The following is a 24,374-nucleotide window of genomic DNA, read 5'->3' on the forward strand; positions in this document are numbered from 1 at the left end:
TTCGCCTCGACCAAGGAAGGCGGCCACCGCGGTCGTCAACGAGCCCGACCGAGCTGCCCTCCGCTGCCCGGATCCGCCCTTGCGATACCCGGAGGTTCCCCAAAGGATTTCCCGACGGATCGGCCGACCGTTGGGCCGCCTGCCACAGCCGCGGCGGTCTCGGCCGCCGCTCGCCTACGCCCTCAACCTCGGGCCGTACGATTACCTGTGCACCTTGGGGAAGATCGAGCGGGTTGTCGAGCGAGACATCGTGGGCGGCATCAGCCAGGGCCGCACTCCGCGCAGCCAATCCATCTGGGCACCGGAAATCCGACCGTCTCGGTTCACCGCTATCCCTCTCCTGTGCTGCACCGTGGTCAGCGGCGGCATCACCCCACCAGGCAATAGACCGACACAGCCACTACCGACGACGATCCGACCACGAACCTATTGGACAGATCGCAAAATCACACTTGAGTACTAGGTGTCATGTGCGGTCAAGCATTGCTGCTACTGGCCCGTAGTGCCGGAAAAAGTCAAGTCGAGGTCGAGGAGTTTGGCGGCTTTGCTGACGGAGCCGGGCATGAGGTGGCGGTAGATCTTGAAGGTGACGTCGATGTTCTTGTGTCCCATCCATTCGGCGACGTCGGTGATGGCGATGCCGTGGGTGAGACAGTTGGACGCGAAGAAGTGCCGGAAGCTGTAGAGGACCATGCCCTCGGGGATGTCGATTCCGTCTTGTGTCTTGACCCGCTGCCACTGGTTGTTGAGGTAGTACTGAACTTGATTGGGTGATGTCGGTGCTGTTCGCCTGACAGCCGGCCGTCAGTACCGGTAGCCCTGGGGTGTGAGATATGCGCAAGGCGGTGGTCTGACCGACGCGGGGAGGGCCGCAAGGGAACGGGTACGGCAGCAGGCCGTGGAGCGTTTTCAGGTGGGACAGAAGAACGCGGAGGTTGCTGACGCGCTGCGGGTGAGCGAGCGGTCAGTGGAGCGGTGGCGCCGGGCATGGCGCGAACTTGGGGAGGCCGGGGTCCTGTCAAAGGGCTCCCCGGGGCGGTCCCGGCTCAATGATGCACAAATCGCGCGGCTGGAAAGTGAGTTGGAGCGTGGTCCGCTGGCCCATGGCTGGGCAGACCAACGGTGGACGCTCGCGCGGATCAAGACGCTGATCAGCCGGCTGTTCCACGTTTCCTACACGGTTGAGGGCACCTGGCGGCTGATGAAGCGGCACGGCTGGAGCTGGCAGCAGCCCGCCCGGCGGGCAATTGAACGGGACGACTCAGCGGTCGAGGTGTGGAAGAAGGAGACCTGGCCGCGGGTAAGAGCATCGCGGCGGAGCGCGGGGCCTGGATCGTTTTCGAGGACGAAGCCGGCCAGTCGATGACTCCGCCGCGCGCCAGGACCTGGGGCCGGATCGGCCGGACGCCCGTCGTTCGGGTCAGGAGGCGGGGCTCGGGACGGGTGTCGATGGCAGGCATGGCCTGCTACAAGCCGGGTCAGCGGTCCCGGCTCATTTACGCGATCCGCGAGTACCAGGGCCGCAAGGATGAGCCGAAGGGCTTCGGTTGGCGGGACTTCCGCGACCTGGTCGTCCGCGCCCGCATCCAGCTCGGCGGCCCAATCGTGCTGGTCTGGGACAACGTCCGCCTCCACCTGACCGCAGGCATGAAGGAGTTCATCGACGCAAACGCCGAGTGGCTGACTGTGTTCCAGCTGCCGGCCTACGCTCCCGATCTGAATCCGCAGGAAGGCATCTGGTCGCTGGTCAAGCGCGACATCGGTAACCTCGCCGCCGCCGACCTCGGCCAGATCACCCGGGCGGTGAAACACCGACTCAAGCAGATCCAGTACCGCCCGCAGCTGGTCGACGGTTGCCTCGCCGGCACCGGCCTGAGCTTCGATCCGGCCCGCTGACGGATGCGGTGGTCTTTATGCCCGTCGCTGGCGGCGGCAGGTGTGGCAGCATCACCGCCATGTCTTTGCTGACCTGGGACTACGACGGTGATCCGTACTGCGCTCTCACCACCGAGACTGGTGCGGGTGAGGGCCGGACCACCCATTTCGAGCTCAGCGAGGCCCGCATGGTTCCGGGCAGAGCCCCTGCCATGCCTGCTTCACCAGCTCCCGGACCGGCAGCCGTGACAGTGGTTGCCTACGCCCCCGAGGAGGAGAAGCCGGCAGAGGTCTTCTTCGACGAGACGCAGACACTGCCGTTCGCCGTCTTGCAGCACTTCGTGGCGATCATCGCCTCACGGTTGGCAAGCACGGGATCGTAGAGCAGCCGTCCTGCGGCACAGCAAGCCCTTGAGCCGACATCACGAGTTCAAGTTCAGTAGTGCGGGAATGCCCGTGACGGGTCGAGGGGGTGCCGCAGGAGGTAGCCGTCGTGAGTGCCATGGGTGGCGGCGTACGCCTCGATGCTGTGGCGGACGTGAGCGGGCAGCGGCACGTCGCGGTAGTCGCCCGGCTTGCGATGCTTGAGCCGGGCGTAGCGGCCGGTGGTCTGGTTGACCTGTTCGGTGATGCGGTAGACGTCGTCAGCGACGATGTTGCGCAGGTTCACCGCGGCGGCCTCGCCATTACGCAGGCCGCAGCCGCTCATCAGGTCCACGATCAGCCGGAACCGGTCGTCACCGACCGCCCGTATCTGCTGCAGCTGCGTAGGTGAGGGGATGACGGCGCGGCCCGGGTCGTACTGCGGGGGCTTGACCCCCGTGACGGGGTTGTCCTCGTACAGGCCGAGACGGTGGGCGTCCAGCAGGATCGCCCGGAGCTTGTCGAAGGCGTTGGCCTGGGTGGCCAGGCCGACGCCGCCGCGTTCCATGGCGCGCAAGAACTGCTCGACGACCTTGTGGTCGAAGGTGCTCATCCGTCGGCTGCCCAGCAGCGGCAGCATGTGATGCTCCAGCAGGGAGTCCAGGTGTCGCACCGACGCCGGGCCCAGGTCACGCTGGCCGGCCTTCCACTCCACGGCGTATTCCTGGAAGCGCATCGCCCCGTAGAGCAAGACCCGCTCCGCCTTCGCCCGCCCCCGCGGCGCGGCCTTCTTCGCCTTGTAGACATCCGTCAAGCGTTCGATGGCATCGTCCTGGGTCGCGAACCCCGACTCCTCCATCTGCTTCCCGGCCGCCGACCGGTAACGGATCTTGTAGGGGTGCGGGCACTTCGACCACCGCGACCGCGGATGCTCACACTCCTTGAAGAACGACCCCATCCCACGAACCAGCGAATCCCGCCCCATGGCCGACCGACTCCCGCGACTGATGCTGACAGTTTGCTGACCGCCAGGCATCCGGAACGCCGCTGACGTGCGGAAACGCTGATGGAGTTCGCTATGTGGTGGAACTTCATCGGACGGTCGCACGACGACATCGTCCGGGCGCGCGAGGACTGGATGACGGGAACCCGTTTCGGCGAGGTCCACGGGTACGAAGGGGCTCCACTGCCCGCGCCGGAGCTGCCGAACGCGCCCTTGAAGCCACGAGGGAGGGCGCGCTGACCTGTGGAAGCGTGAGTCCTGAACCAAGGGGGGCAGGATCGCCGCTGAGCCTGCCCGGTGACGTGGCCACCCTCTGGCGCGGGTCTTCGGTTCCTGCCCTCCGGGCGCCTCTGATGCTGTCCGCAGTCCTCCATGCATGGGCATCTGCGGGCAGCTTCAGTCGAACCAGTGCCGACCTTTCACCGGCTTTCCCGATGGATCGTCAGGCAGGTGGCGGGGCGGTGCCCTCCCCACTCGCCCCTTCATGAGGCGCCCTCGGCGCCACAGCGCTTCGCTGATGCCGACTCCGGAGCCGACGGGCTTGTCCCGTGGCGGCCGCTCAGGCGTGGAGACGTGTGCTGTTCGCGGGAATCCGACAAGCGGTGTACTCGGCGGGCGGGTACACGATTCGGACTTTGCGCCAAGCGGCCCGAGCCCCCGGTCTCCTCCCCTTCGGAAGCAACGATGCGTCGCTCGGGCCCTCTGCTCCAGCCGTAGTCCGTGATCTCGGTCGTGAGGGGCGCCGAGGAGACGGCCGGCAGCGTCGATCATCTGGACGAGACCGACCACGCCGTCGCGGGCGTCCGTTCCTTCTCCGCCTACCCGAGTCCACCGAGACGGAGGGCGTTCTCGATCTCGCTGAGTTTCGCGGAGGGCAGAACGCCCGCTCGCTCGATCAGGTCGTCCCGGGACACGGTGGTCAGCCACGTGCAAGGGGTGAAGCCCGGACGCGGCAACGCGAACCGCAGCACGCCTTCAAAGGGCAGTCCTTCCACGGCGCCTACTGCCACTTCGACGCCCAGACCGGTGATGTCGACACCCGCCCGTGCGACGACCTGCATCACCCGGATCCCGGACGCCTCGTCTCCCGACAGCAGCACGACCGGCCGCCGCTCGTCGAACTCCACCCACCAGACTTCGCCACGTTGCACATGCCCTCCTGACACAGGAACGGCGGGCGGACGCTGTGCGACCCCGGCGCGCTGCGGAGACGGGTGCGGCCACCCGTTGATCATCGGTGTGCGAAGACGAACGGTCACGCGGTGACCACAGGTCACAGCGTAGACCCTGCCCGCCGGCAGGAGGCGTTCGAGGGCCTGGGGCCTGGCAGAAGCTCTCCGCAGGGGCCGGGGCCAAGCGTCACCGTCTCCACGACCGGGCAGTGAACCGTCCCGGGTTCGGTAGGGACTCCGGAGCGTCCTGAGTCTGGCGGAGTCGTGTCGCCCGGCTGCCTCCAGCCGTAACCGTTCCCGGATCGCCCGGCGTTCGGCGGTCGGCCGCTCCCTTGTGGATACTGCGTCCAACGCTGATACGGCACAGAGCAGTTCACGGTCGGCCCGTCACGAGTTCAGGCTCGGTGACGCCCCGACGAACTGCCACGCCTGCGCCGGCGCAAGCGACAGGGCGCGGAGTGGGCCACCAGGGCGCAGTGATCCCCGTTCGGTGACCGGGTCGGAGTTCCGCTCGGCCGTCGATCTCGACCAGGCCGTTGCGGCTGGGTGCGCTGCCGCTCTTCAGAGTGGTTGCCAGACGCGGGCCAGTGCCGACGTGGTGAGAACCCGGTCCGGGTGCCCTTGTCCGGCGAGGCGGCCGTCCTGGAGCAGGAGGCAGGCGTCCGCCGCGCGTGCGACCTCCAGGTCGTGCGTGGCCTGGACGACCGTCACCCCGTCGGCGACGAGTGCGGTCAGCAGCGTTCCGATCCGCTCCCTCGCCTCCGGATCCAGACCCGTGGTCGGCTCGTCGAGGAGCAGCAGGTCGGACTCCTGCACCAACCCTTGCGCGATGAGCGCGCGTTGACGCTGCCCGCCCGACAACTCGCCCAGTTGACGTGAGGCGAGGTCCCGGATGTCCAGTCGGTCGAGCGCCGCGTCCACGGTCGCGTGATCCTGACGGGTCAGTCGGCGCCACGGCCCGCGCTCGCCCCAGCGCCCCATCTCCACGGTCTGCCGGACGGTGAGCGGCAGGGTGTCGCCGACGGCTCCGCGCTGCGGTACGAACGCGGGTGGCCGGTCTCCGTTGCGGTGGAGGTCTCCGGATGTCGGATGGATCACACCGGCGAGCACACCGAGCAGGGTCGACTTGCCGCTGCCGTTCGGCCCGACGAGCGCCGTTGCGGCCGACTCGGGTATTTCCGCGCTGACTTCACGGAGCACTGGGCGGCCTGGATAGCCGGCGCACAACCCGGAGAAGTGGATGCGAGCAGCTTGCTTCAGGGGCGGGGCGGGCGAGGGCCGTGATTTTTTGAACATGATTTTCATTGTAGTGTCCTCGGTATGGAATGGTTGACGGCCCCCTTCGAAGTGACCTTCGTGCAGCGAGCCCTGTGGGGCGGGATGCTCGTGTCCGCGATCTGTGCGCTGGCGGGCACCTGGGTGGTGCTGAGGGGGATGGCCTTCCTCGGTGACGCCATGTCCCACGGGCTGCTGCCGGGCGTTGCGCTGGCCGCACTGTTCGGCGGGAACCCGATGGTGGGCGCGGTGGCCAGCGCCGCCGTCATGACGGCCGGCGTCACCGTGCTCGGCCGTACGGCGAGGCTGTCCCAGGACACCGGCATCGGGCTGTTGTTCGTCGGTATGCTCTCGCTCGGCGTGATCATCGTGTCGCGCTCGCAGTCCTTCGCGGTCGACCTGACCGGCTTCCTCTTCGGTGACGTCCTCGCCGTCCGTCAGCAGGACCTCCTCGTGCTCGCGGCGGCGTCGCTCGCGGCGCTGGTGGTGTCGGTCCTCGGTCACCGCGCGTTCCTGGCCCTGGCGTTCGACTCGCGCAAGGCCCAGACCCTGGGGCTGCGGCCGCGCCTGGCCCACGCGGTGCTGCTCGGCCTGCTCGGCCTGGCGATCGTCGCCTCGTTCCACATCGTGGGAACGCTGCTCGTCCTCGGGCTGCTCATCGCACCGCCGGCGGCCGCTCTGCCCTGGGCCCGCAGTGTGCGCGGGGTCATGGCGCTCGCCGCCCTGCTCGGTGCCGGCGCCACGTTCGGCGGCCTGCTGCTGTCCTGGCACCTGAGCACCGCCGCCGGCGCGACCGTCGCGGCCCTCGCGGTGAGCCTGTTCTTCCTCTCCCACGTGCTGTCCGGGCTGCGTCACCGCCGTGCGCGCCATGTCCCCGCCCCCGTACTCGAAGTCAACTGAAAGAAGCCTGAGGCGCTCGTCATGACCGTCCGCAGAAACGTCACTCCGTGGGCTTCGGCCGCACTGGTACTCGCCGCGCTGCTCGCCACGAGCTGCGCGGGAGACAAGGGCGACGCCCCCCGTCCCGCGGCGGGTTCCCCCTCCGCCGCTCCGCACGGGTACGTCGAGGGAGCCCAGGAGGCCGCCGAGCAGCAGTCCCGGCTCCTCCTGAACGACCCCGACAGCGGAAACAGCAGGGTTCTCGACCTCATCACCGGCAAGGTGCACAAGACCGCCCGGGTGAAAGGCGCCGTCCGGCTGGGCACGGACGGCAGGTTCGGTTACCTCCACGCCACCGGCGGCACCCACGTGATCGACAGCGGCGCCTGGATGGTGGACCACGGGGAGCACGTCCACTACTACAGCGCGGCGACAAGGGACGTGGGTGAGCTTCCCGTGGGCAGCCGGGCGCAGGTGCGCAGCGACGTCGTCGTGACCGCGGTGACCGACGAGGACGGGCGCACCGTCCTCTACGAGCGGAGCGAGCTGGAGAAGGGCAGGATCGTGTCCTCCCGGACGCTGCCGGGCACCTACGCCGGCGCCGTCGTGCCGTACGAGGAGCACCTGCTCGCCTTCGCGGACGAGGGCGGCACGGCCAAGCTCGTCGTCCTCGACCGCGAGGGCGAGCGCGTCGCCTCCCCGGACGTGGAGTGCGAGGAGCCGCGAGGTGATGCCGTCACCCGGCGCGGCGTGGTCCTGGGCTGCGCCGGCGGCGCCCTGCTCGTCCGTGCGCAGGACGGCGCCTTCACCGCCGAGGAGATCCCCTACGGAAGGGACGTCCCGGTGAAGGAACGGGCCACCTCCTTCCGCCGGCGATCCGGCAGCGACACCCTCACCGCCCCGGCCGGGAACGACGCCGTATGGGTCCTCGACGTCACCGAGCGGACCTGGACCCGGGTGGCGACCGGACCGGTCGTCGCGGTCGGCACCGCCGGAGAGGGATCTCCGCTGCTCGTCCTGGAGACCGACGGCTCGCTGCACGGCTATGACATCGCCACCGGGAAGCGGACCGCGCGGACCAAGCCGCTCCTGACGGGAGGAGAGCGGGCCGGCACCGACGGCAGCGCCCCCGTCATCGAGGTCGACCGCAGCCGCGCCTACGTCAACGACCCCGAGGGCAAGAAGGTGTTCGAAATCGACTACAACGACGACCTGCGCATCGCGCGCTCCTTCGACCTGGACGTCAAGCCGGTCCTCATGGCGGAGACCGGCCGATGAGCGGGACCGAGGCGAAGCAGCGCGCGAGGGTGGGCATCGCACGCCTGCGCAGTCTGGTCGTGGGCCTGCTCGCCCTGGTCACGGTTGCCGCCGCGACCGCCTGCACCACCGACGACGATCAGCCCGGCATCGTCGTCACGACCAACATCCTCGGCGACGTCACCCGGGAGATCGTCGGTGACGAGGCCGACGTCACCGTCCTGATGAAGCCCAACGCCGACCCGCACTCCTTCGGTCTCTCGGCGGTGCAGGCCGCGGAGCTGGAACGGGCCGACCTGGTCGTCCACAACGGCCTGGGACTCGAGGAGAACCTCCTGCGGCACGTGGACGCCGCCCGCGAGTCCGGCGTCGCCACCTTCGCGGCCGGCGAGGCGGCCGACCCGCTCACCTTCCACACGGCCGACGACGGCGGTCCCGAGGGTGACGAGGGGCAGCCCGACCCGCACTTCTGGACCGACCCCGACCGGGTGCGCAAGGTCACCGGCCTGATAGCCGACCAGGTCATCGAGCACGTCGGCGGCGTGGACGCCGACACGATACGCGCCAACGCCGACCGCTACGCCGGAGAACTCACCGGCCTCACCGCCTGGATGGAGAAGTCCTTCGACCGCGTTCCCGAGGACGAGCGGTCCCTGGTGACCAACCACCACGTCTTCGGTTACCTCGCCGACCGCTTCGGCTTCCGGGTGATCGGCGCGGTCATCCCCAGCGGCACCACGCTGGCCTCACCGAGCTCCTCGGACCTGCGCTCACTCACCGAGGCGATGGAGAAGGCGGACGTACGCACCGTCTTCGCCGACTCCTCCCAGCCCGCACGGCTCGCCGAGGTGCTGCGTACGGAGACGGGCGGCCAGGTGCGGGTCGTCGAGCTCTACTCGGAGTCGCTGACCGCCAAGGGCGAGGGCGCCGACACCTACCTGCGGATGATGCGCGCCAACACCACCGCCGTGGTCGACGGCCTGACCGGCGGCTGACCTTCCGAGCCTCCCCGCACACCGGCCGACGGGCCGGCACCACCACACCCCACTGCCGCCACCGGGCGGCGCGGAAAGGAACACACCGATGAACAAGTCGATACGCGACAGAGCCCTTACGGGCACGGCACTCGCCCTGGCGGTCTCCACGGTCCTGACCGCCTGCGGAGGGGAGGGCTCCTCCTCCGCCGACGCCAAGGCCGACGGCACGGCGAGCGCCACGCCCGCCGCAGAGGTCAAGGACCCGCTGGTCGCCACCTTCGACGGCGGCCTGTACATCCTGGACGGCGAGAGCCTGAAGCTCGCCGGGACCATCGAGCTTCCCGGCTTCAACCGGGTCAACCCCGCGGGCGACGAGGACCATGTCGTCGTCTCCACCGACAGCGGCTTCCGTGTGCTGAACGCCACCGGCCGAGCCCTCACCGACATCGAGTACAAGGGCGCCAAGCCCGGACACGTCGTCCGTCACGCGGGCAGGACGGTGCTCTTCACCGACGGCACCGGAGAGGTCAACGTCTTCGACCCCGCCGACCTGAGCGGCGGCAAGAAGCCGGAAGGACGCACCTACACCTCCGCCGAGGCGCACCACGGCGTCGCCATCGAACTGGCCAACGGCGAACTCCTCAGCACCCTGGGCACCGAGGAGGAGCGCACCGGCGCGCTGGTGCTGGACAAGAGCAACAAGGAGATCGCGCGCAACGAGGACTGCCCCGGCGTCCACGGTGAGGCGGCCGCCGAGAACGAAGCCGTCGCCGTCGGCTGCGAGGACGGCATCCTGATCTACCAGGACGGCGAGTTCACCAAGGTCGACGCCCCCGACGACTACGGCCGCATCGGCAACCAGGCCGGCAGCGACACCTCGCCGATCCTCCTGGGCGACTACAAGACCGACCCCGAGGCCGAGCTGGAGCGGCCCACCCGCGTCTCCCTCATCGACACCGAGAAGAAGAAGCTGCGCCTGGTGGAGCTGGGCACCAGCTACTCCTTCCGCTCACTGGCCCGCGGCCCGCACGGCGAGGCCCTGGTCCTCGGCACCGACGGCGCCATCCACGTCATCGACCAGAACACCGGCAAGATCGAGAAGAAGATCCCCGCCGTGGGCGAGTGGCAGGAGCCACTGGACTGGCAGCGGGCCCGGCCCACCCTCTTCGTCCGCGACCACACCGCGTACGTCTCCGAGCCCGGCAAGAAGGCCCTGCACGCCATCGACCTGGAGACGGGGAAGAAGACCACCTCCGTCACCCTGCCGGAGAGCACCAACGAGCTGTCGGGCGTCGTCGCCGGACACTGACCCCGCCCCGTGTCCTCGCCGCCGCGGCCTTCCGGTTGCGGCGGCGAGGACACATCGCGTACCACTCGCGCGGCGGGCCGGGACCCAGCGGCCGGCCATGACGAGTGACGTGGCGTCCGGACGCCGGACCGGTTGCGCCGGCCGGACCGTGGCGCGATGCCGGACATCCGCTCCTGCGGGTGGCGGCTGTTCCGGACGTGCGGACCGTGCCGGCCCGACCGTGCCGTCAGCGGCCCACGGGATCACCGTCGGCACCGTCGTTCCGGCTGCGCAGTGTCATGTGGCCACCGTGATGCAGCGGTGTACCCAGCCGCAGACGGGTCGCCTCATGGCCCGTCTGCGCGTCGACGATGTGCACCTCGCCGTGGCCGCCCCGGGTGACCGCGATCCAGTCGGAGTCCGGTGAGGCGGCCACCGCTCGGCGTTGGACGCCCTCCCAGGGGGTGCCGCCGCGACGCGGAGCGCCGTCCATGGCGGGCAGGGGAAGGCGACGGACGACGTCATCGGTGCCCAGGAGGACCAGTTCGTCGCCGTCGGGGTGGATGCGGGTGAAAGCGGTGTGGCGCCGGGCGAGAGCCAGCCGGAAGACGAGTCCGGGACCGAGTTCCATGCGGAGCGTCCGGCCCGTCTCCAGGTCGTGGCGCCAAGCCTGGTTGGTCCATTCCGGCCAGTGCAGGGGGTCCGGGTCACCGCCGCGCAGCGTGGACCACAGCGCCTGCCGGCGGGTGTCGAGCCGGAGGTACCAGCCCCGGGCGGGCGATCCCCATGGAATGGTCGTCTCGGCGGCGAGCGCGTCGCCCTTTCTCCGGGCCCGGTGCACTCCCTCGCCCGTGGCCGCGAACACGTGTCCCGTGCCGGGTGCCTGTGCGTCCCCGTGTCCGTCGTCCGGCAGCGGCAGGAGAGCGTGGGGTTCGGCCGCAGGGCAGCCGGGCGGAGCCGCGAGGAGGTCCGCGAACCGGTGGACGGCCAGCGCCCCGGGCTCCCTGTGCCGCAGCACGACCAGCGGATCGCCGGCGCCCAGCACCGTCACGCCCGGTTCGCCGACGCGCGTGCGTACACGCGCGGTCTCTCCGGTGGCCAGGTCGATGACCGTCAGCAGGTCCGACCACGGTTCGGTGTTCCTGCCCAGACCGGTGGTGACGGCCAACCGGCGACCGGACGGGTCGCAGGCGAGGTGCTCGGCCGGCACCGCGACCGGGACCGTGCGTTCCACGAGCTTCTCGGCGAACGGATCGAGCACCAGCAGTTCCCCTCGACGGTCGTCGACGCAGGCCACCCGCCCGCCCGGCAGCGCCAGGAACCCGGCGTGCTCGGAGAGATGACGGCCGGTGAGACGTCCCACGACGGCGCCGTCCGGCACGGTCAGCACGTGGACGGATCCGTCCACGTGGTCGGAGACGAGCAGGACGGGGGTGGCAGCGGGCATGAGGTCCTCCGGAAACCGAGATGGTGAAAACGATTATCATGTATCTTCAGTGCGTTCCCGGTACTTGAGAAGAAGCGAGGGCATCGATGCTGCGCTCACCGTCGAGATTCGTCCGCAGTTGGATCACCGCAGCGGTGGTGGGTTCCGTCCTGGTCGGCTGCGGCTCGTTGTCCGAAGAACCCGCGGGTGACAAGGCCAAGCCCGCGGCGAGGACCGAGGTCACCGTCGCACCCATCGAGGCGGCCACGGAGTTGACCGACACGAACGGCGTCGAGGTCTCCTTGGAGAAGGAACCCGAGCGCATCGTCTGCCTGTTCGCGCTCTGCGACGACATCCTGACCGAACTGGGCGTCGTCCCGACGGCCACCAACAGCGCACTGCTCGCCCACCCCGGCTTCCTGGGGGAGGAGAAGGCCGAGGAGGTCGACGTCATCCCCGGCGGATTCATCGCCCCGGAGGTGGAGGCGATCCTCTCCCACAAGCCCGATCTCGTGATCGGCCTGGGGGACACCCACGGCAAACTCGCCCCGGCGCTCAAGGGCGCCACCACGTTCTGGGCGATGCAACCCGAGACGTGGGAGGACAGCGTGGGGTACCTGCGCGACGTCGCCGCGCTCACCGGCCGCACCGCCGAGGGGGAGAAGGCCGAGAAGGCCTTCCGCGCCAAGCTCGCCGCGGCCGAGAAGGCCCCGAGCGGGAAGACCGCTCTCATCATCTACGGCAGTGACGAGAACTTCGGCGTCGCGACCCCGGAGGGCGACGTGACCGCCAGCCTGTTCCCGAAGATCACCGACTACCCGTGGAAGTCACGCGGTGTGGAAGGCAGTTACAGTCTCGAAGAGATCCTCGCCCAAGGCGTCGACGTGCTGTTCGTCGAGACGATGAGCTTCGGCGACGCGGACGGCAAGCTCTCGGAGAAGCTGGCCGAGAACCCTCTCTGGGGCAAGATCCCGGCCGTGAGGAACGGCGATGTCCACGAGGTGAACTCAGAGGTGTGGGCCAAGGGGCGCGGCACCCGTTCGCTGGGCCTCGTCCTCGACGAGGCCACGGCCGCACTGCGGTGAGGACGCCCCTCTCGGCGCCCGCCGCGGCGGATCGCGCCGCGGCGGGCGGACAGCGGCCGTCGCACGGCGTACGGCGGTGGCAACCGCTCCTGGTGGTCGTACTGCTGGCCGTCTCCTCGGTCTGCGCGCTCAGCCTCGGCACCCCCTACGTGCCGCCGCACCGGCTGGCCGCCGCGGTGCTGGAGGGGGACACCACGCTCGCCGGGATCGTCGTCGTCGAACTCCGTGTGCCCCGTCTGGTGCTGGCGCTCGTCGCCGGAGCCTGTCTGGGGGCGGCCGGACTGGTGCTCCAGGAGGCGCTGCGCAATCCCCTGGCGGTGCCGGAGATGCTGGGCGTGTCGTCCGGGGCCGCGCTGGGGGTGGCCGCGCCGCTGGTGCTGGCCCTTTCGCTGCCCGCCGCCGTCCAGCCGCTGCTGGCCATCGGCGGGGCCGCGCTCGGCGGCGGGCTCACGCTGCTCGTCGCCGGGCTGGGGCGCAGTCCGTCCGCCGTGCTGCTGACCGGTGCCGCGGTGGCGGCCGCCTTGCAGGCCGCGCTGCTCGTGCTGATGGTCATGGCCGACCAGCTCGACCTCCAGCTGATCTACCGCTACCTGCTCGGCTCCCTCTCCGCCCGGACCTGGGACGACGTGACGGGCCTGTGGCCGTGGCTGCTCGTCGCGGTCCCCGCCCTCGTGCTGTGTGCGCCGGTGCTGGCGGTGATGCGGCTGGGCGACGAGGACGCCGAGGCGCTGGGCGTGCGCGCCCATCGCGCACGGTTGGCCGCGCTGGCCGTCGCCGTGGTGCTGATCGCCCCGGTGACGGCCGTGTGCGGGCCCGTCGCGTGGGTGGGTTTCCTCGCCCCGCACCTCGCCCGTCGGTTCAGCCCCGCGGCGGGGGCGGTGCGCTGGCTGCCCTGGTCCGCCGCGTGGGGCGCCGTCGTCGTGACGGTCGCCGATGTCCCGGCCAGGCTGGCGCTGGCGCCCGTGGAGACGCCGGCCGGCGCCTGGACGGCCCTGCTGGGGGTGCCGGCCGGGATCGTGCTGATGCGGTCGGGCGGTCGCGGCCGGGCGGCCCGGCCCGGACCGGCCGCCCCGGCCGTTGTGCGCGAACCGCTGCCCGGACCGCGGGGGGCGACTCCCGGGGCGGCGGACGAAGTCCCCGGGGCCGGAGCGTCGGACAACGCCCGCCGGGACGAGTCCGGGCGCTGCGGGCCCGGCGGTGCCTGCCCGCCCCCTTCCAGGACAACCAGAACGGAGGACGTACGGTGACTCGGCGTTTCACGGCGCTCGCGGCGCTGGCCGTCGTGTGCGCCGGAGTGGAAGTGGTGGCCGGACGCGGCATGTCCCCGGGGACGGTCTGGGACGTCCTCAACGGGGGCGGTGACGCGACGGAACGCCACATCCTGTTCCAACTGCGCCTGCCCAGACTCCTGGTGGCCCTCTGCGCGGGCGCCTGCCTGGCCGTGGCGGGACTGGTCCTGCAGTCCGCCCTGCGCAACCCCCTCGCCGGGCCGGAGGTGACGGGCGTCACCCCGGGGGCGGTGCTCGGCGCCGTCACCGCCACGGCCCTGGGACTGGCCGGGTGGGACTCGCCCTTGGCCGTGGTCCTCGCAGCCTGCGCGGGAGGGTGCGCCGGAGCGCTGCTGCTGTGGCTGCTGGCCGGTCGCGGGCGCGGCGATCCCGCGCAGACCGCCGTGCACGGAGTCCTGGTGTCCGCGGTCCTCGGTGGACTCACCGCCATGGTGCTGCTCGTGGAGCCGGGCGAACTCGGCAGCGTCGTCCAGTGGCTGGTGGGCACCACGGAGGGCCGGGTGTGGCAGCACTGGCACCTGCTGTGGCCGTGGGCGCTCGCCTGGGGGATCGCGGCCTGGCTCCTGGCCGGGCCGCTGACCCTGCTGCGCTGCGGGGACGACATCGCCCTCGCCGCCGGCCTCTCCGCCCGCCCGGCCCGGACCCTGGCCCTGTTGTGCGCGGTGGCGCTGACGGCGGGTGCGGTGGCCGCCGTAGGAGCGCTGGGCTTCGTGGGGCTGCTCGCTCCGCACCTGGCCGTGGCCGTTTTCGGCGCGGACCTGCGGGTGAGTCTTCCCGGCGCCGCCCTGGTGGGTGCGGTCGTGGTGTGCGGGGCGGACGCGGCGGCGCAGCTGTCCTCGCGGCTGCTGGCGGTGGCGCTGGATTCCGGACGGCTCGCGCTGCCGGTCGGCGCACTCACCACCTGCCTCGGCGCCGCGCTGCTGCTGGTCGTCGTGCGCCGCACGCCGAGCCGTACGTTCTGAAGTCGACTTAAGGACAGAGCATGACCGAGTCCGTGGGGATCCACGTCGAGGGGGTCCACTTCGGTTACCCGGGACGACCCGTGCTGCGGGGCGTCGACCTGACCGTCCGTCCGGGTGAACTGACCGCTCTCATCGGCCTGAACGGCTGCGGCAAGTCGACCCTGCTGCGGCTGGCCGCCGGACTGCTGCGACCTCTGGAAGGGCGCGTGCTGCTGGGGGAGGACGACCTCGCCCGGCTGTCGAGGCGCGCCACGGCCCGGAGGGTGGCGCTGCTGCACCAGTCCGCGCCGTCCGTCCCGGGCATGACGGTGAGTCACCTCGTCCGTCAGGGGCGGTACGCGGCACGCGGTCCGCTGGGCATGCTGCGCGAGGGCGACGACCCCGTCGTGCACCGGGCGCTGCGCGATGTCGGGGTGGAGGAGTGGGCCGACCGCGACGTCGACGCGCTGTCCGGAGGCGAACGGCAGCGGGTCAGGCTCGCGATGGCGCTCGCCCAGGACACCCGTGTCCTGCTCCTCGACGAACCGACCACCTACCTGGACCTGCACCACCAGCTCGACGTGCTGCGGACGGTGGTGCGCCTGCGCGAGGAGCGCGGACTCACCGTGGTGATGGTGCTGCACGATCTGGCCCACGCCGCCCGGTTCGCCGAACGCATCGTCGCCCTGCGCGACGGCCGCGTGGTGGCCGACGGAACACCGAAGGAGGTCGTGACGCCGGCATTGCTGGCGGACGTGCTGAAGGTGGCCGGCCGGGTCGGTCGGGACCCCGAGGGGGGCTGGCCGGTGTGTTACCCAGATCACCCTCTCCCCTCTCTAGAATATGAAAATCAGATTCATTAGATTGTGACTGCGGCGCTCATCCGAACGCCGCATCTCCCTTGCGAAAAAGGAGAGTTCATGGACAACGAGCAGATCTTCACGCCCATCGCCGACCAGGGGCAGCTGGCCCACGCCTCGGCCTCCCACTCCAACGCGCTCGTCGAGAACCCCTTCGACGACGACGAGGAGTAAGCGAGGGGCCACCCACCCTCGACCGTGGGCCCGCCCGTTGCCTTCCGGGCGGGCCCACGCCCGTTCCCCACCCTTTCGTCAGGAGGATCGTCGTGTCCCGCAGTCGTCTCGTCCCCGGTGCCGAGGTCGTCGCCGTGCCCGGGCGGGGACTCGCCGTCCGTACCCCCGAAGGGGAGTTCTTCAGCGTCAGGAGGGGGGAGGCCGACGAGAACGTCCTGCTCTCCCGGCTCGCGGGCGTGACCACAGGCTCGGGGGGCGAGGAACTCGACCGTGTGGTGCGGGCGTTCGAGAAGGCCGGCTATCTGGCGGAAGGACCGCTGCACTCGGAGTGGCCCGCCGCTCGCCGGGACATCCGGCTCCTGGGTGACCCGGTACTGACCGAACCGCTCGCCGTGCAGCTGGCCGCCCTGGGCGCGCGGCCGCGCACGACTCCGGCCGTGACCGCCTCCGACCGGCCGCCGGCGGGCGTCGAGGACCTGCTCGACGGAGACCCCTCCGCAGTCGTGTGGTGCCTCGACGGACCCGTGCCGGACGGGCTGTGGGACGCCGCCGACCGGTTGCCCGACCACGGCGTCGCGTGGCTGCGCTGCCACCGCGAAGGCTGGCAGGCGTACGTCGAGCCGGTGGCCGCCGCTCCCGGAGACGTCACCTCGGCGCACGTCCGGTCCCGCCGGCTCGCGGCCACCCCCGCCCACCGCGAACTGGCCGCGTACTGGAGCGGACCCCGTACCTCCGGCGCGCCGGTCCGGCTCGCCCCACCCGCCGCCACGCTGCTCGCGGCGCTGCTGGCGGACGATCTCGGCCGGTGGGCCACCGGCGCCCCCGACACGGCCGGCCTGCCGGCCCGGCGCAGGCTCCGCCGCGTGGACCTGCGCACGCTGACCGTCACCGAGCACCCCGTCCTCCCGGTGCCCGACGTCGCACCGATGCCGAGGAAGGACGGATGACGGCGTTCGACGCGACGGTGGAGGAACTCACCACCGACGTGCTGCTCCCGGCCGGCGACGGTCCCTTCCCGGCCGTCCTGGTACGTACCCCCTACGACCGGACCCGGCACCGGGCCGAGGCGCGCGGCTGGGCCCGCCGCGGATTCGCCGCCGTCGTCCAGGACGTGCGCGGCCGGTTCGCGTCGCCGGGGGAGTGGCACCCGTACGAGAACGAGGCCGCCGACGGCACGGCGGCCGTCCGCTGGATCCGACGGCAGCCGTGGAGCGACGGCCGACTGGTGGCCGTCGGCGCCTCCTACGCGGCCCACTGCGCCCTCGTCCTCGCCCTCGACGTTCCCGAAGACGCCCGGCCCGACGCCGTCATCGCCGCCGTGCCGGCCCTCGGCGCGGCCGAAACGGCGCGCGAGGCGTCCGGCGTGGAGCGGCTGCTGTCCCGCGCCGGATGGTGGGCCGCCCACGGTGACCGGCGGGACTCCGACGAGAGCGCGCTGGACAAGGCCCTCGCCGCGGACCCCGGACTCCTCACCCACCTGCCGCTCACCGGCCTCCCCGAACGGCTGGGCCGCGACCTGCCCTCCTGGGCGGGCCTGTGGCGGCACCGCGAGCGCGGCCGCCTCCTCTCGCGGGCGCCGCACGCCGACGTGCCCCTGCTCGCGGTGGGCGGCCACCACGACCACTTCACCGAGGACACCCTCGCGCTGTGGCACGCCTGGGGCGGGCCCTCGGCCCGGCTGCTGCTGGGCCCATGGGGGCACGGCCTCGTCACCGCGCCCGGACCCGACGCCGGCCCGGCCCACCGGGTGAACCTCGGCGAGCTGTACGTGCGCTGGGCCCGCCGCGCCCTGACCGGTGAACTCGCCCCCGGCCGCCACGGCGCGGTGGCGCTCGGCGGCGCCGGCCTGTGGCTGCCCGCCGGCACGGACGGCGAACCGCGCACACCACGGCTGCGGCCGCTGCACGGCTCCGCCTTCACCGCCGACCCCGACCGGCCCGTCCGCTCCGACGACCTGACCGTCCCGCCCGACGGCCCGCCCGACCGCTGCCTGCTGGTCACCTCGCCGCTGCCGCGTCCGCTCGACGTGGTCGGACCCGTGCGGGTCGGACTGCGGGCCACCGCCCACACGCCGTCCGCCGACTGGGCCGCCCGGCTCGTCACGCTCACGCCGGAAGGAACCGCCGAGCGGCTCGCCGTCGGCGTCGCCCGGCGCTCCGAACCGGTCGGCCGCGAGGCCGCGTTCACCGTCGACCTCGGCCGGCTCGCGCGCCGGCTGCGGGTCGGCACCCGGCTGCGCCTGGAGATCGCCGGACACCACTTCCCGGCCCACGCCCGCAATCCCCACACCGACGACGACCCGATGACGGCCGACCGGCTGCTCGCCTCCCGGCGGGAGGTCGATCCGGACAGCGTGGTGCTGAGCCTGCCCGCGCTCCCGTCCCGCCCCACCCCCGTCGACCCCGCAGAGGAGATCCTCCGATGACGACGCTGTCGCTGGAAGCACTCGTCGACCCCGTCTGCGGCATCGTCCGCAAGGTCGCGCCCGTCGAGCACCCCGCGGGCGCACCACCCCGCTACACCGCGCTCACGGCCGAGGTCTCCGACGCCCGCAGACACGGCCTGTGGCCCGCCGACCGGGTCTCCCTCGGCACCACCTTCGGCGATCCCGAGCAAGCCCGCGTCGCCGCGATAGCCGAGGGGATAGAGCGGTACTGCGGCAACCGCGTACCGCCGCCCGGCCACCCCGACGCCCCCGTGCGCGCCACCGCCGCCGAACTGCTGGAGAAGGGCCTGCGTCTGTACGGTCCAGGGGATCTGCCCGCGTACGCCGACTGGCAGTACGCCCGGGAGAAGTTCCCCTACCGCCCCCTCACCCCCGGCACCCCGGCCCTGTGGACGCGCGGCACCGAACTGCTGCCCGGCGGACGGACGGCGGAGGTGTGGGCACCCGTCGCGCTCACCCACCTCAACTGGCGCCAGGGCGAACTGCGCGAGCTGCCCCGCACCCACCACCTCAACTACGCCGGCATCGCCACCGGCCAGGGTCTCGACGACGCCGTCGAACGCGGCCTGCTGGAGACCGTCGAACGCGACGCCCTGGAACTGTGGTGGCACCTGGACGGTCCGGCCCGTGGCATCGACCCGTCGAGCGTGCCCGGCCTCGCCGACGACCTCGCCGGCTCCGCGTTCGACGTCCACATCGTCGAGATGCACTCGGAGTTCGCCCCCTGCATGGCCGCACTCGTGCACGACCCGCGCCTCGGCCTGTACGCGGCCGGCTTCGCCTGCAAGTACGACCCGGCCGAGGCCGTCCGCAAGGCCGTCCTCGAAGCGGTCCACACCTGGGTCTTCACCCAGGGCCTGACCGACCCCGACGGCTGGGTGTTCCAGGCCGTCGAGGCCGGACTGCTCGCCCGCGGGCTGTACCTGGACCATCGGGCCGACGGCCGCTATCTCGACGCGTGCGGCGAGCGGTTCGAGCACGTACGGGACCTGGGCGCGCACGTGCAGGTGTGGCTGGACGAGCGGATGGCGGCCGAGGCCCGGCGGTTCACCGAGCCCGCGCTCAAAACCGTGTCCGTCGGCCAGGTCGAGCCCGGCAGCCGGGAGCGGCTGGAGAGCGCGCTGCACGCGGGCGGTCACCGTGTCATGACCTTCGACCTCACCACCGAGGACGTGGCCGAGACGCCCCTGCGCGTCGCCCGGGTCCTCGTCTCCGGACTCCTGCCCAACGCCCCCGCGGCCTTCGGCTACTTCGGCTGCCGACGCCTCGCCGAGGCCGCCGTCGCGCGGGGATGGCGCACCACCCCGCCGAGCGCGCCGGAGGACTTCACGCTGGCGCCTCCGCCGCACATGTGAGGGCCACCGTGGAACACCTCCGCGAGGACCGACCGGTGGACCTCGTCGCCGCCCTCGCCCGTGCCCGCTCCCCGGAACGCCCCGGCCCCGGCACACCCGCCGGGGCAGCCGTCCGGGCCTGGCCGGGGCCGCCGCGCCCGGTCCCGGAGGCCGGCCCGGCCGACCTCGACCTGCGGGCCCTGCTGCGTCTGTCCCTGGCGGCCGCGGACACCTCCGGACGCCTCAGGCCCACGCCGTCCGCCGGCGCGCTGCACCCGGTGGACACCGAACTGGTCGTGGGCACCGGCTGCTCCCTGCCGCCCGGCCGCTACGGCTACGACCCGCTGCGCCACCGCGTCCATCGTCTCGGCCGGCGACCCGACGGCACGCCGCCGGGCGTGACCGCCGAACTCTCCGTCACCGCGCGGCGCACGGTCTCCCACTACGGCCACCGGGCCTGGCCCCTGCTGCTGCTGGACACCGGACACGCCGCCGCGGCGCTGTTCCTGGCGGCCCGCGCGCTGGGTGCGGACGAGCCCGGGGTACGGCTGGACGGACGCGCGGAAGACCCTCTGGCCGTCGTGCACATCCCGCCGCCCGACGGGCGGAGCCCGATGCACCCGGCTGACAGCGCCCGCGTCCCGGGCCCGCCGGGGGGCCCGCCCACCCCCGCCGAACTACTGGCACGCCGCAGTACCCCACCGCCGATGCCGGGCGCCCCGTCCCAGGACGCGCTGCGGGCGGTCCTCACCACCGCCGCACGGGCGAGCACCGGCGACCTGCGCTGGTGCGCCGCCGTCGGCCCGCCACGACCCGGCCTGGTGGAACCGGCCCCCGAGGGCACGACCCTGCGGCGGTACGCGGCGGGCGAGGCCCGCCCGACACTCGCGGCGTGGGCCGCGGGCCAGGTGTGGATCGCGGATGCGGGCGCCGTCCTGCTCGCCCACGGCTGCCCCGCGGACGCCGACGCCGCGCACATCCGCCGTGCCCATCTGAGGGCCGGATTCGCCGTCCACCTGGCTCACGTCACCGCCCTGCGTCACGGTCTGGCGGCCCGGCCCGTCGGCTCCTGGCAGCAGGCGGACCTCGGCGCCGCGCTCGGCGACGCCAAGGGCCGGGACTGGGTCGTGCACGCGCTGGCCCTCGGCACCCACCACGCCGACGAGGAGAACACCACGTGATCGTCCACCCCGAGCTGCGCCGCGCCGCCCGACGCGCACGGCGCCCCCTGCTTGCGGCCACCCTCCTGCAGGGCGCCGTCACCCTCACCCACCTGGCGCAGGCCGCACTGCTGGCCCTCGCGCTCGCCCACCTGGCCCGCGGTGACACCGGCCGGCTCCCCTGGCTGCTGGCCGCGGTGCTCGCCGTCGTCGCCGCCCGGGCCGGGCTCGCCGTGTGGCAGCGGCGCACCGCCAACCGTGCCGGAGCCCGGGTCAGGGTGGCCCTCCGGGACGGACTCCTGGCTCACCTGGGCCGGTTGGGGCCCGCTCACCTGACCACCGCGAGGGCCGGAGCCGTCCGCACCACCCTCGTCGACGGGGTGGAGGGCGTCGACGCCTACGTCTCCCGCTACCTGCCCCAGCTCCTGGTCACCCTCACCGTGCCGCCCCTGGTACTGGCCGCCCTGGCCGCGGCCGAACCGTGGGCCCTCCTCGGCCTGGTCCCCGCCCTGCTCCTGGCGCTGGCCGGGCCGCGCGCCTGGGACCGGCTCCTCGCCGCACGCGGCAAGGAACACTGGGACACCTACGAAGGGCTGGGCGCCGACTACCTGGAGGCGCTCCAGGGCATGCCCGCCCTCCGTGCCGCCGGCGCTGTCGGGCGCACCCGCGCACGTCTGGAGGAGCGGTCCGCGGCGCTGCACCGGGCGACCGTCGCCAAACTGCGGGTGTCCCTGGTCGACACCGGCATCACCGACCTCGCCATCCAGGGCGGCACCGTCGCCGCCGCGCTCCTGGCGTGCTGGTCGGCCGTCACCGGATCCACCACGGCGACCGGCACCTACCTGGTGCTGCTGCTGACCTCCGAGTGCTTCCGGCCGGTCCGCGACCTGGCCCGCGAATGGCACGCCGGATACCTGGGGGCGTCGGCCGCGGACGGTCTCGCGGCCCTGCGCACCGCCGAGCCGGCCGTCCCCGACACGGGAGAGGTCCCCGCCCACTGGACGAACCCGCCCGAAGTGCGTTTCCACAACGTCCTGTTCGCCTACGACGGCGCACCGGCGCCTGCCCTGGACAGCGTCTCCTTCACCGCGCAGGCGGGACGGACGACCGCGATCGTCGGCCCCTCCGGCGCGGGAAAATCCACGCTGCTGGCCCTCCTCCTGCGCCACCACGACCCGCAGGAGGGCCGGATCACGCTCGACGGGCGCCCCACGACCGAGTACGCGCTCGACTCGCTGCGGCAGGGCATCGCCGTCGTCTCACAGGAGACGTACCTCTTCCACGCCACCATCGCCGACAACCTGCGCCTGGCCCGGCCCGGCGCCACGGACGACGACCTGATCCGGGCAGCGCGCGTCGCCGGCGTCCACGACGAGATCACCGCCCTTCCCGACGGCTACGCCACCGTCCTCGGCGAACGCGGTGCCACCCTCTCGGGCGGCCAGCGGCAGCGGCTCGCCCTCGCGCGGGCCCTGCTGGCGGACGCCCCGGTCCTCGTCCTCGACGAGGCCACGAGCGCGGTCGACGAACGCCGGGAGGCGGACATCGTCCGGGAACTGCTGAGCGCCGTGAGCGGCCGGACCGTCCTGGTGGTCGCCCACCGGCTGGCCGCCGTCCGGCACGCCGACCGCATCGTCGTCCTCGACGCGGGACGGGTGGACGCCGTCGGCGAGCACGCCGGCCTGGTCGAGGCCGACGGCGTCTACGCGCGGCTCGTCGAGGCGGGCCGCGCCCACCGAGGAGAACTCGCCGCATGAGCACCGCCGCCACCACCGACACCGCCACCACCCACGCGGACGCACCCGCACGGGGTGCACTGCGGGCCCTCCTCCCCGCCCTCGCCGCCCACCGCGCCATGACGGCCCGTACCTGCGCCGCCGCCCTCCTCGAACAGGGTTCCCTCGTCGCGCTGCTGACCCTGGCCGCGCACACCGTGGGTACCGCCGTCATCGAAGGGCGCGCCCCCTCGGCCGCCACCGTCACCGCGCTCGTCGCCCTGGTCCTCGTCCGCGCCCTGACGACCTGGCGGGAGATGGACCTCTCCCACGACCTGGCCTACCGGGTGCTGGCCGTACTGCGGGTACGCGTCTTCGACGGACTCGCCCGCAGCGCACCCGCCCGGGTCGCGGGCCGGCGCAGCGGTGACCTGGCCGCCACCGCCATGGCCGACGTGGAGGCGCTGGAGTTCTTCTACGCCCACACCACCGCCCAACTGCTGGCGGCAGGAACGGTCCTCACCAGTGGCTCCGCGGTCCTCGCCACGGTGGAACCGTGGCTGCTGGCGGCCGTGCTGCCGGTCGCGGCCCTGCTCGCCGCGGCGCCCTTCGCCGACGCGCGCGGACGCGCGGAACGCGGCAGCCGCACCCGGACGGCCGCGACGAGGCTGTCGGCCGACACGGTGGAGACCGTCGACGGACTGCGCGAACTGCTCGCCTTCGGAGCTTTGGCGGAACGCCGCCGGGGGCTCGCCGAGCGGGGGCGGCAGGTGGGCGACGCCCAGCGTGCCGAGGTCACGTGGGAGGCCGTCGCCGCCGCGGTCCGCGACCTCCTCATCGTGGTCGCGGTCCTCGGCGTGGTCGCCGCGGCGGCGCAGTCCGTCACCTCCGGACGGCTGCACGGCGCATGGGCCCCGGCGGCGATGGCCCTGGCCCTGTCCGTCCTCGGCCCGGTCGCGGAATCGGCCCGCGCCCTGAGCCAGGCCGTGGCACTGCGCGCCGCCGCCTCCCGCGTCGGCGCGGCCGTCAAAGCTCCCGCCCTCGCCCCGCCGCCCGCCGAGCCCCGCGCCCTGCCACCCGGTCCCTTGGGTGTCCGGCTGCACCGCGTGAGGTTCGACTACGGTGGCCTGCCCGTGCTGGACGGTGTCGATCTGACCGTGCCCCCCGGGCAGACGCTCGCGCTGGTCGGAGCCTCGGGCGCCGGCAAGTCCACCTGTGCCCACCTGCTGGCCCGGTTCTGGGACCCCTCCGAGGGAACGGTCCGGCTGGTCCCCGCCCACGGCGACCCCGTGGACGTTCGGGAGGTGAGCGACGCGGAACTGCGCAGTGCGGTCGTCCTCGTGGGACAGGAGACGCCCCTCTTCCACGGCACCCTCGCCGAAAACCTTCGGCTCGCCGCACCCGACGCGGACGACGGCCGGCTCGCCGAAGCGGCACGGCTGTGCGGCGTCGATCTGATCGCACCGATGGACACCCTCGTCGGCGAGCGCGGCGCGACGCTCTCGGGAGGCCAGCGGGCCCGCGTCGCCCTCGCCCGCGCACTGCTCGTCCGCCCGAGAGTCCTCATCCTCGACGAGTCCACCGCCCATCTGGACAACGCAGGCGACGCACAACTCGCCACCGCGCTGCAGGAGGAGGGCCGCACCACGATCGTCATCGCACACCGGCCGGGGACCATCCGCCGTGCCGACCGCATCGCCGTCCTCGAGAGGGGCCGCGTCACGGAAGAGGGAACCTGGGAGGAACTCACCAGCCGTCCCGGCAGCGCGCTCAACCGCATACTCGCCACCACCCCCTCCTGAGCACGGGCCGCCCAGGGACCCGGGGCGGTGAGGCTTAGGGACGGGTGTACCTG

At 72.5% G+C, this 24,374-nt stretch carries 21 protein-coding genes and 2 pseudogenes; 18 read left to right on the top strand and 5 right to left on the bottom strand.

The window, feature by feature from the left end; all coding sequences use genetic code 11:
* Window positions 1–489 precede the first annotated feature (489 nt).
* A pseudogene (locus tag ACZ8ZB_RS32245) lies at window positions 490–750 on the bottom strand (tyrosine-type recombinase/integrase); the annotation flags it as partial.
* A 76-nt stretch (window positions 751–826) separates the two neighbouring features.
* On the opposite strand from ACZ8ZB_RS32245, the gene ACZ8ZB_RS32250 reads away from it, so the two are divergent.
* Window positions 827–1,896, top strand: a protein-coding gene (locus ACZ8ZB_RS32250; RefSeq protein ID WP_470735661.1) for an IS630 family transposase whose coding sequence is annotated in 2 segments (ribosomal slippage) — window positions 827–1,273 and window positions 1,276–1,896 — 1,068 coding nt in all. Because the reading frame shifts where the segments join, the coding sequence is not laid out codon by codon here.
* A gap of 59 nt (window positions 1,897–1,955) precedes the next feature.
* Window positions 1,956–2,258 (top strand): hypothetical protein, encoded by a 303-nt coding sequence (locus tag ACZ8ZB_RS32255; protein ID WP_470735662.1) that lies wholly within the window; start codon window positions 1,956–1,958, stop codon window positions 2,256–2,258.
* Between the two features lie 53 nt (window positions 2,259–2,311).
* Here ACZ8ZB_RS32255 and ACZ8ZB_RS32260 read toward each other — a convergent pair whose 3' ends face one another.
* Window positions 2,312–3,052 (bottom strand): tyrosine-type recombinase/integrase, encoded by a 741-nt coding sequence (locus tag ACZ8ZB_RS32260; protein ID WP_470741101.1) that lies wholly within the window; start codon window positions 3,050–3,052, stop codon window positions 2,312–2,314.
* Between the two features lie 255 nt (window positions 3,053–3,307).
* Here ACZ8ZB_RS32260 and ACZ8ZB_RS32265 point away from each other — a divergent pair.
* A pseudogene (locus tag ACZ8ZB_RS32265) lies at window positions 3,308–3,481 on the top strand (pirin family protein); the annotation flags it as partial.
* Between the two features lie 578 nt (window positions 3,482–4,059).
* On the opposite strand, the gene ACZ8ZB_RS32270 reads toward ACZ8ZB_RS32265, so the two are convergent.
* The gene (locus ACZ8ZB_RS32270) at window positions 4,060–4,392 is read right to left on the bottom strand and encodes a type II toxin-antitoxin system PemK/MazF family toxin (RefSeq protein ID WP_470741102.1); all 333 of its coding nucleotides are present in this window, start codon (window positions 4,390–4,392) and stop codon (window positions 4,060–4,062) included.
* Between the two features lie 582 nt (window positions 4,393–4,974).
* Window positions 4,975–5,718 carry a zinc ABC transporter ATP-binding protein AztA gene (aztA, locus tag ACZ8ZB_RS32275; RefSeq protein ID WP_470741103.1) on the bottom strand — a complete coding sequence of 248 codons (744 nt, stop codon included), beginning with the start codon at window positions 5,716–5,718 and terminating at the stop codon, window positions 4,975–4,977.
* Between the two features lie 15 nt (window positions 5,719–5,733).
* On the opposite strand from aztA, the gene aztB reads away from it, so the two are divergent.
* From aztB to aztD, 4 genes are all read left to right on the top strand, one after another.
* Window positions 5,734–6,588: a zinc ABC transporter permease AztB gene (gene aztB / locus ACZ8ZB_RS32280; protein ID WP_470741104.1), complete on the top strand. Its 855-nt coding sequence runs from the start codon at window positions 5,734–5,736 to the stop codon at window positions 6,586–6,588.
* A 21-nt stretch (window positions 6,589–6,609) separates the two neighbouring features.
* Window positions 6,610–7,845 (top strand): hypothetical protein, encoded by a 1,236-nt coding sequence (locus tag ACZ8ZB_RS32285; protein ID WP_470741105.1) that lies wholly within the window; start codon window positions 6,610–6,612, stop codon window positions 7,843–7,845.
* Window positions 7,842–8,819, top strand: coding sequence for a zinc ABC transporter substrate-binding protein AztC (gene aztC, locus ACZ8ZB_RS32290; RefSeq protein WP_470741106.1), 978 nt, complete (start codon window positions 7,842–7,844; stop codon window positions 8,817–8,819). Before ACZ8ZB_RS32285 ends, aztC begins: the two co-directional genes overlap by 4 nt.
* Before the next feature lie 88 nt (window positions 8,820–8,907).
* Window positions 8,908–10,110 (top strand): zinc metallochaperone AztD, encoded by a 1,203-nt coding sequence (gene aztD / locus ACZ8ZB_RS32295; protein ID WP_470741107.1) that lies wholly within the window; start codon window positions 8,908–8,910, stop codon window positions 10,108–10,110.
* Between the two features lie 226 nt (window positions 10,111–10,336).
* On the opposite strand, the gene ACZ8ZB_RS32300 is transcribed toward aztD, so the two are convergent.
* Complete coding sequence (locus ACZ8ZB_RS32300) at window positions 10,337–11,536, bottom strand: YncE family protein (RefSeq protein WP_470741108.1); 1,200 nt, start codon at window positions 11,534–11,536, stop codon at window positions 10,337–10,339.
* Between the two features lie 86 nt (window positions 11,537–11,622).
* Between ACZ8ZB_RS32300 and ACZ8ZB_RS32305 the strand changes: the two genes are divergently transcribed.
* From ACZ8ZB_RS32305 to ACZ8ZB_RS32355, 11 genes are all read left to right on the top strand, one after another.
* Window positions 11,623–12,600 carry an ABC transporter substrate-binding protein gene (locus ACZ8ZB_RS32305; protein ID WP_470741109.1) on the top strand — a complete coding sequence of 326 codons (978 nt, stop codon included), beginning with the start codon at window positions 11,623–11,625 and terminating at the stop codon, window positions 12,598–12,600.
* Between the two features lie 92 nt (window positions 12,601–12,692).
* Window positions 12,693–13,847 (top strand): FecCD family ABC transporter permease, encoded by a 1,155-nt coding sequence (locus ACZ8ZB_RS32310; RefSeq protein WP_470741110.1) that lies wholly within the window; start codon window positions 12,693–12,695, stop codon window positions 13,845–13,847.
* Complete coding sequence (locus tag ACZ8ZB_RS32315; protein WP_470741111.1) at window positions 13,844–14,851, top strand: FecCD family ABC transporter permease; 1,008 nt, start codon at window positions 13,844–13,846, stop codon at window positions 14,849–14,851. Before ACZ8ZB_RS32310 ends, ACZ8ZB_RS32315 begins: the two co-directional genes overlap by 4 nt.
* Window positions 14,852–14,871: 20 nt before the next feature.
* Window positions 14,872–15,693 carry an ABC transporter ATP-binding protein gene (locus tag ACZ8ZB_RS32320; protein ID WP_470741112.1) on the top strand — a complete coding sequence of 274 codons (822 nt, stop codon included), beginning with the start codon at window positions 14,872–14,874 and terminating at the stop codon, window positions 15,691–15,693.
* A gap of 57 nt (window positions 15,694–15,750) precedes the next feature.
* Window positions 15,751–15,864 (top strand): streptamidine family RiPP, encoded by a 114-nt coding sequence (gene amiA / locus ACZ8ZB_RS32325; RefSeq protein ID WP_470741113.1) that lies wholly within the window; start codon window positions 15,751–15,753, stop codon window positions 15,862–15,864.
* A 92-nt stretch (window positions 15,865–15,956) separates the two neighbouring features.
* Window positions 15,957–16,811 carry a hypothetical protein gene (locus tag ACZ8ZB_RS32330; protein ID WP_470741114.1) on the top strand — a complete coding sequence of 285 codons (855 nt, stop codon included), beginning with the start codon at window positions 15,957–15,959 and terminating at the stop codon, window positions 16,809–16,811.
* On the top strand, window positions 16,808–18,289 hold the full coding sequence (locus ACZ8ZB_RS32335) for a CocE/NonD family hydrolase (protein ID WP_470741115.1): 1,482 nt from the start codon (window positions 16,808–16,810) through the stop codon (window positions 18,287–18,289). Before ACZ8ZB_RS32330 ends, ACZ8ZB_RS32335 begins: the two co-directional genes overlap by 4 nt.
* Entirely contained in the window at window positions 18,286–19,665 is a 1,380-nt protein-coding gene (locus tag ACZ8ZB_RS32340; protein ID WP_470741116.1) for a YcaO-like family protein, read from the top strand. Before ACZ8ZB_RS32335 ends, ACZ8ZB_RS32340 begins: the two co-directional genes overlap by 4 nt.
* A 35-nt stretch (window positions 19,666–19,700) precedes the next feature.
* The gene (locus ACZ8ZB_RS32345) at window positions 19,701–20,825 is read left to right on the top strand and encodes a SagB/ThcOx family dehydrogenase (protein ID WP_470741117.1); all 1,125 of its coding nucleotides are present in this window, start codon (window positions 19,701–19,703) and stop codon (window positions 20,823–20,825) included.
* Window positions 20,822–22,561, top strand: coding sequence for an ABC transporter ATP-binding protein/permease (locus ACZ8ZB_RS32350; protein ID WP_470741118.1), 1,740 nt, complete (start codon window positions 20,822–20,824; stop codon window positions 22,559–22,561). Before ACZ8ZB_RS32345 ends, ACZ8ZB_RS32350 begins: the two co-directional genes overlap by 4 nt.
* Window positions 22,558–24,321, top strand: coding sequence for an ABC transporter ATP-binding protein (locus ACZ8ZB_RS32355; protein WP_470741119.1), 1,764 nt, complete (start codon window positions 22,558–22,560; stop codon window positions 24,319–24,321). Before ACZ8ZB_RS32350 ends, ACZ8ZB_RS32355 begins: the two co-directional genes overlap by 4 nt.
* Window positions 24,322–24,374: the final 53 nt, after the last annotated feature.

The sequence above is a fragment of the Streptomyces sp. 12E genome, from assembly GCF_055633275.1.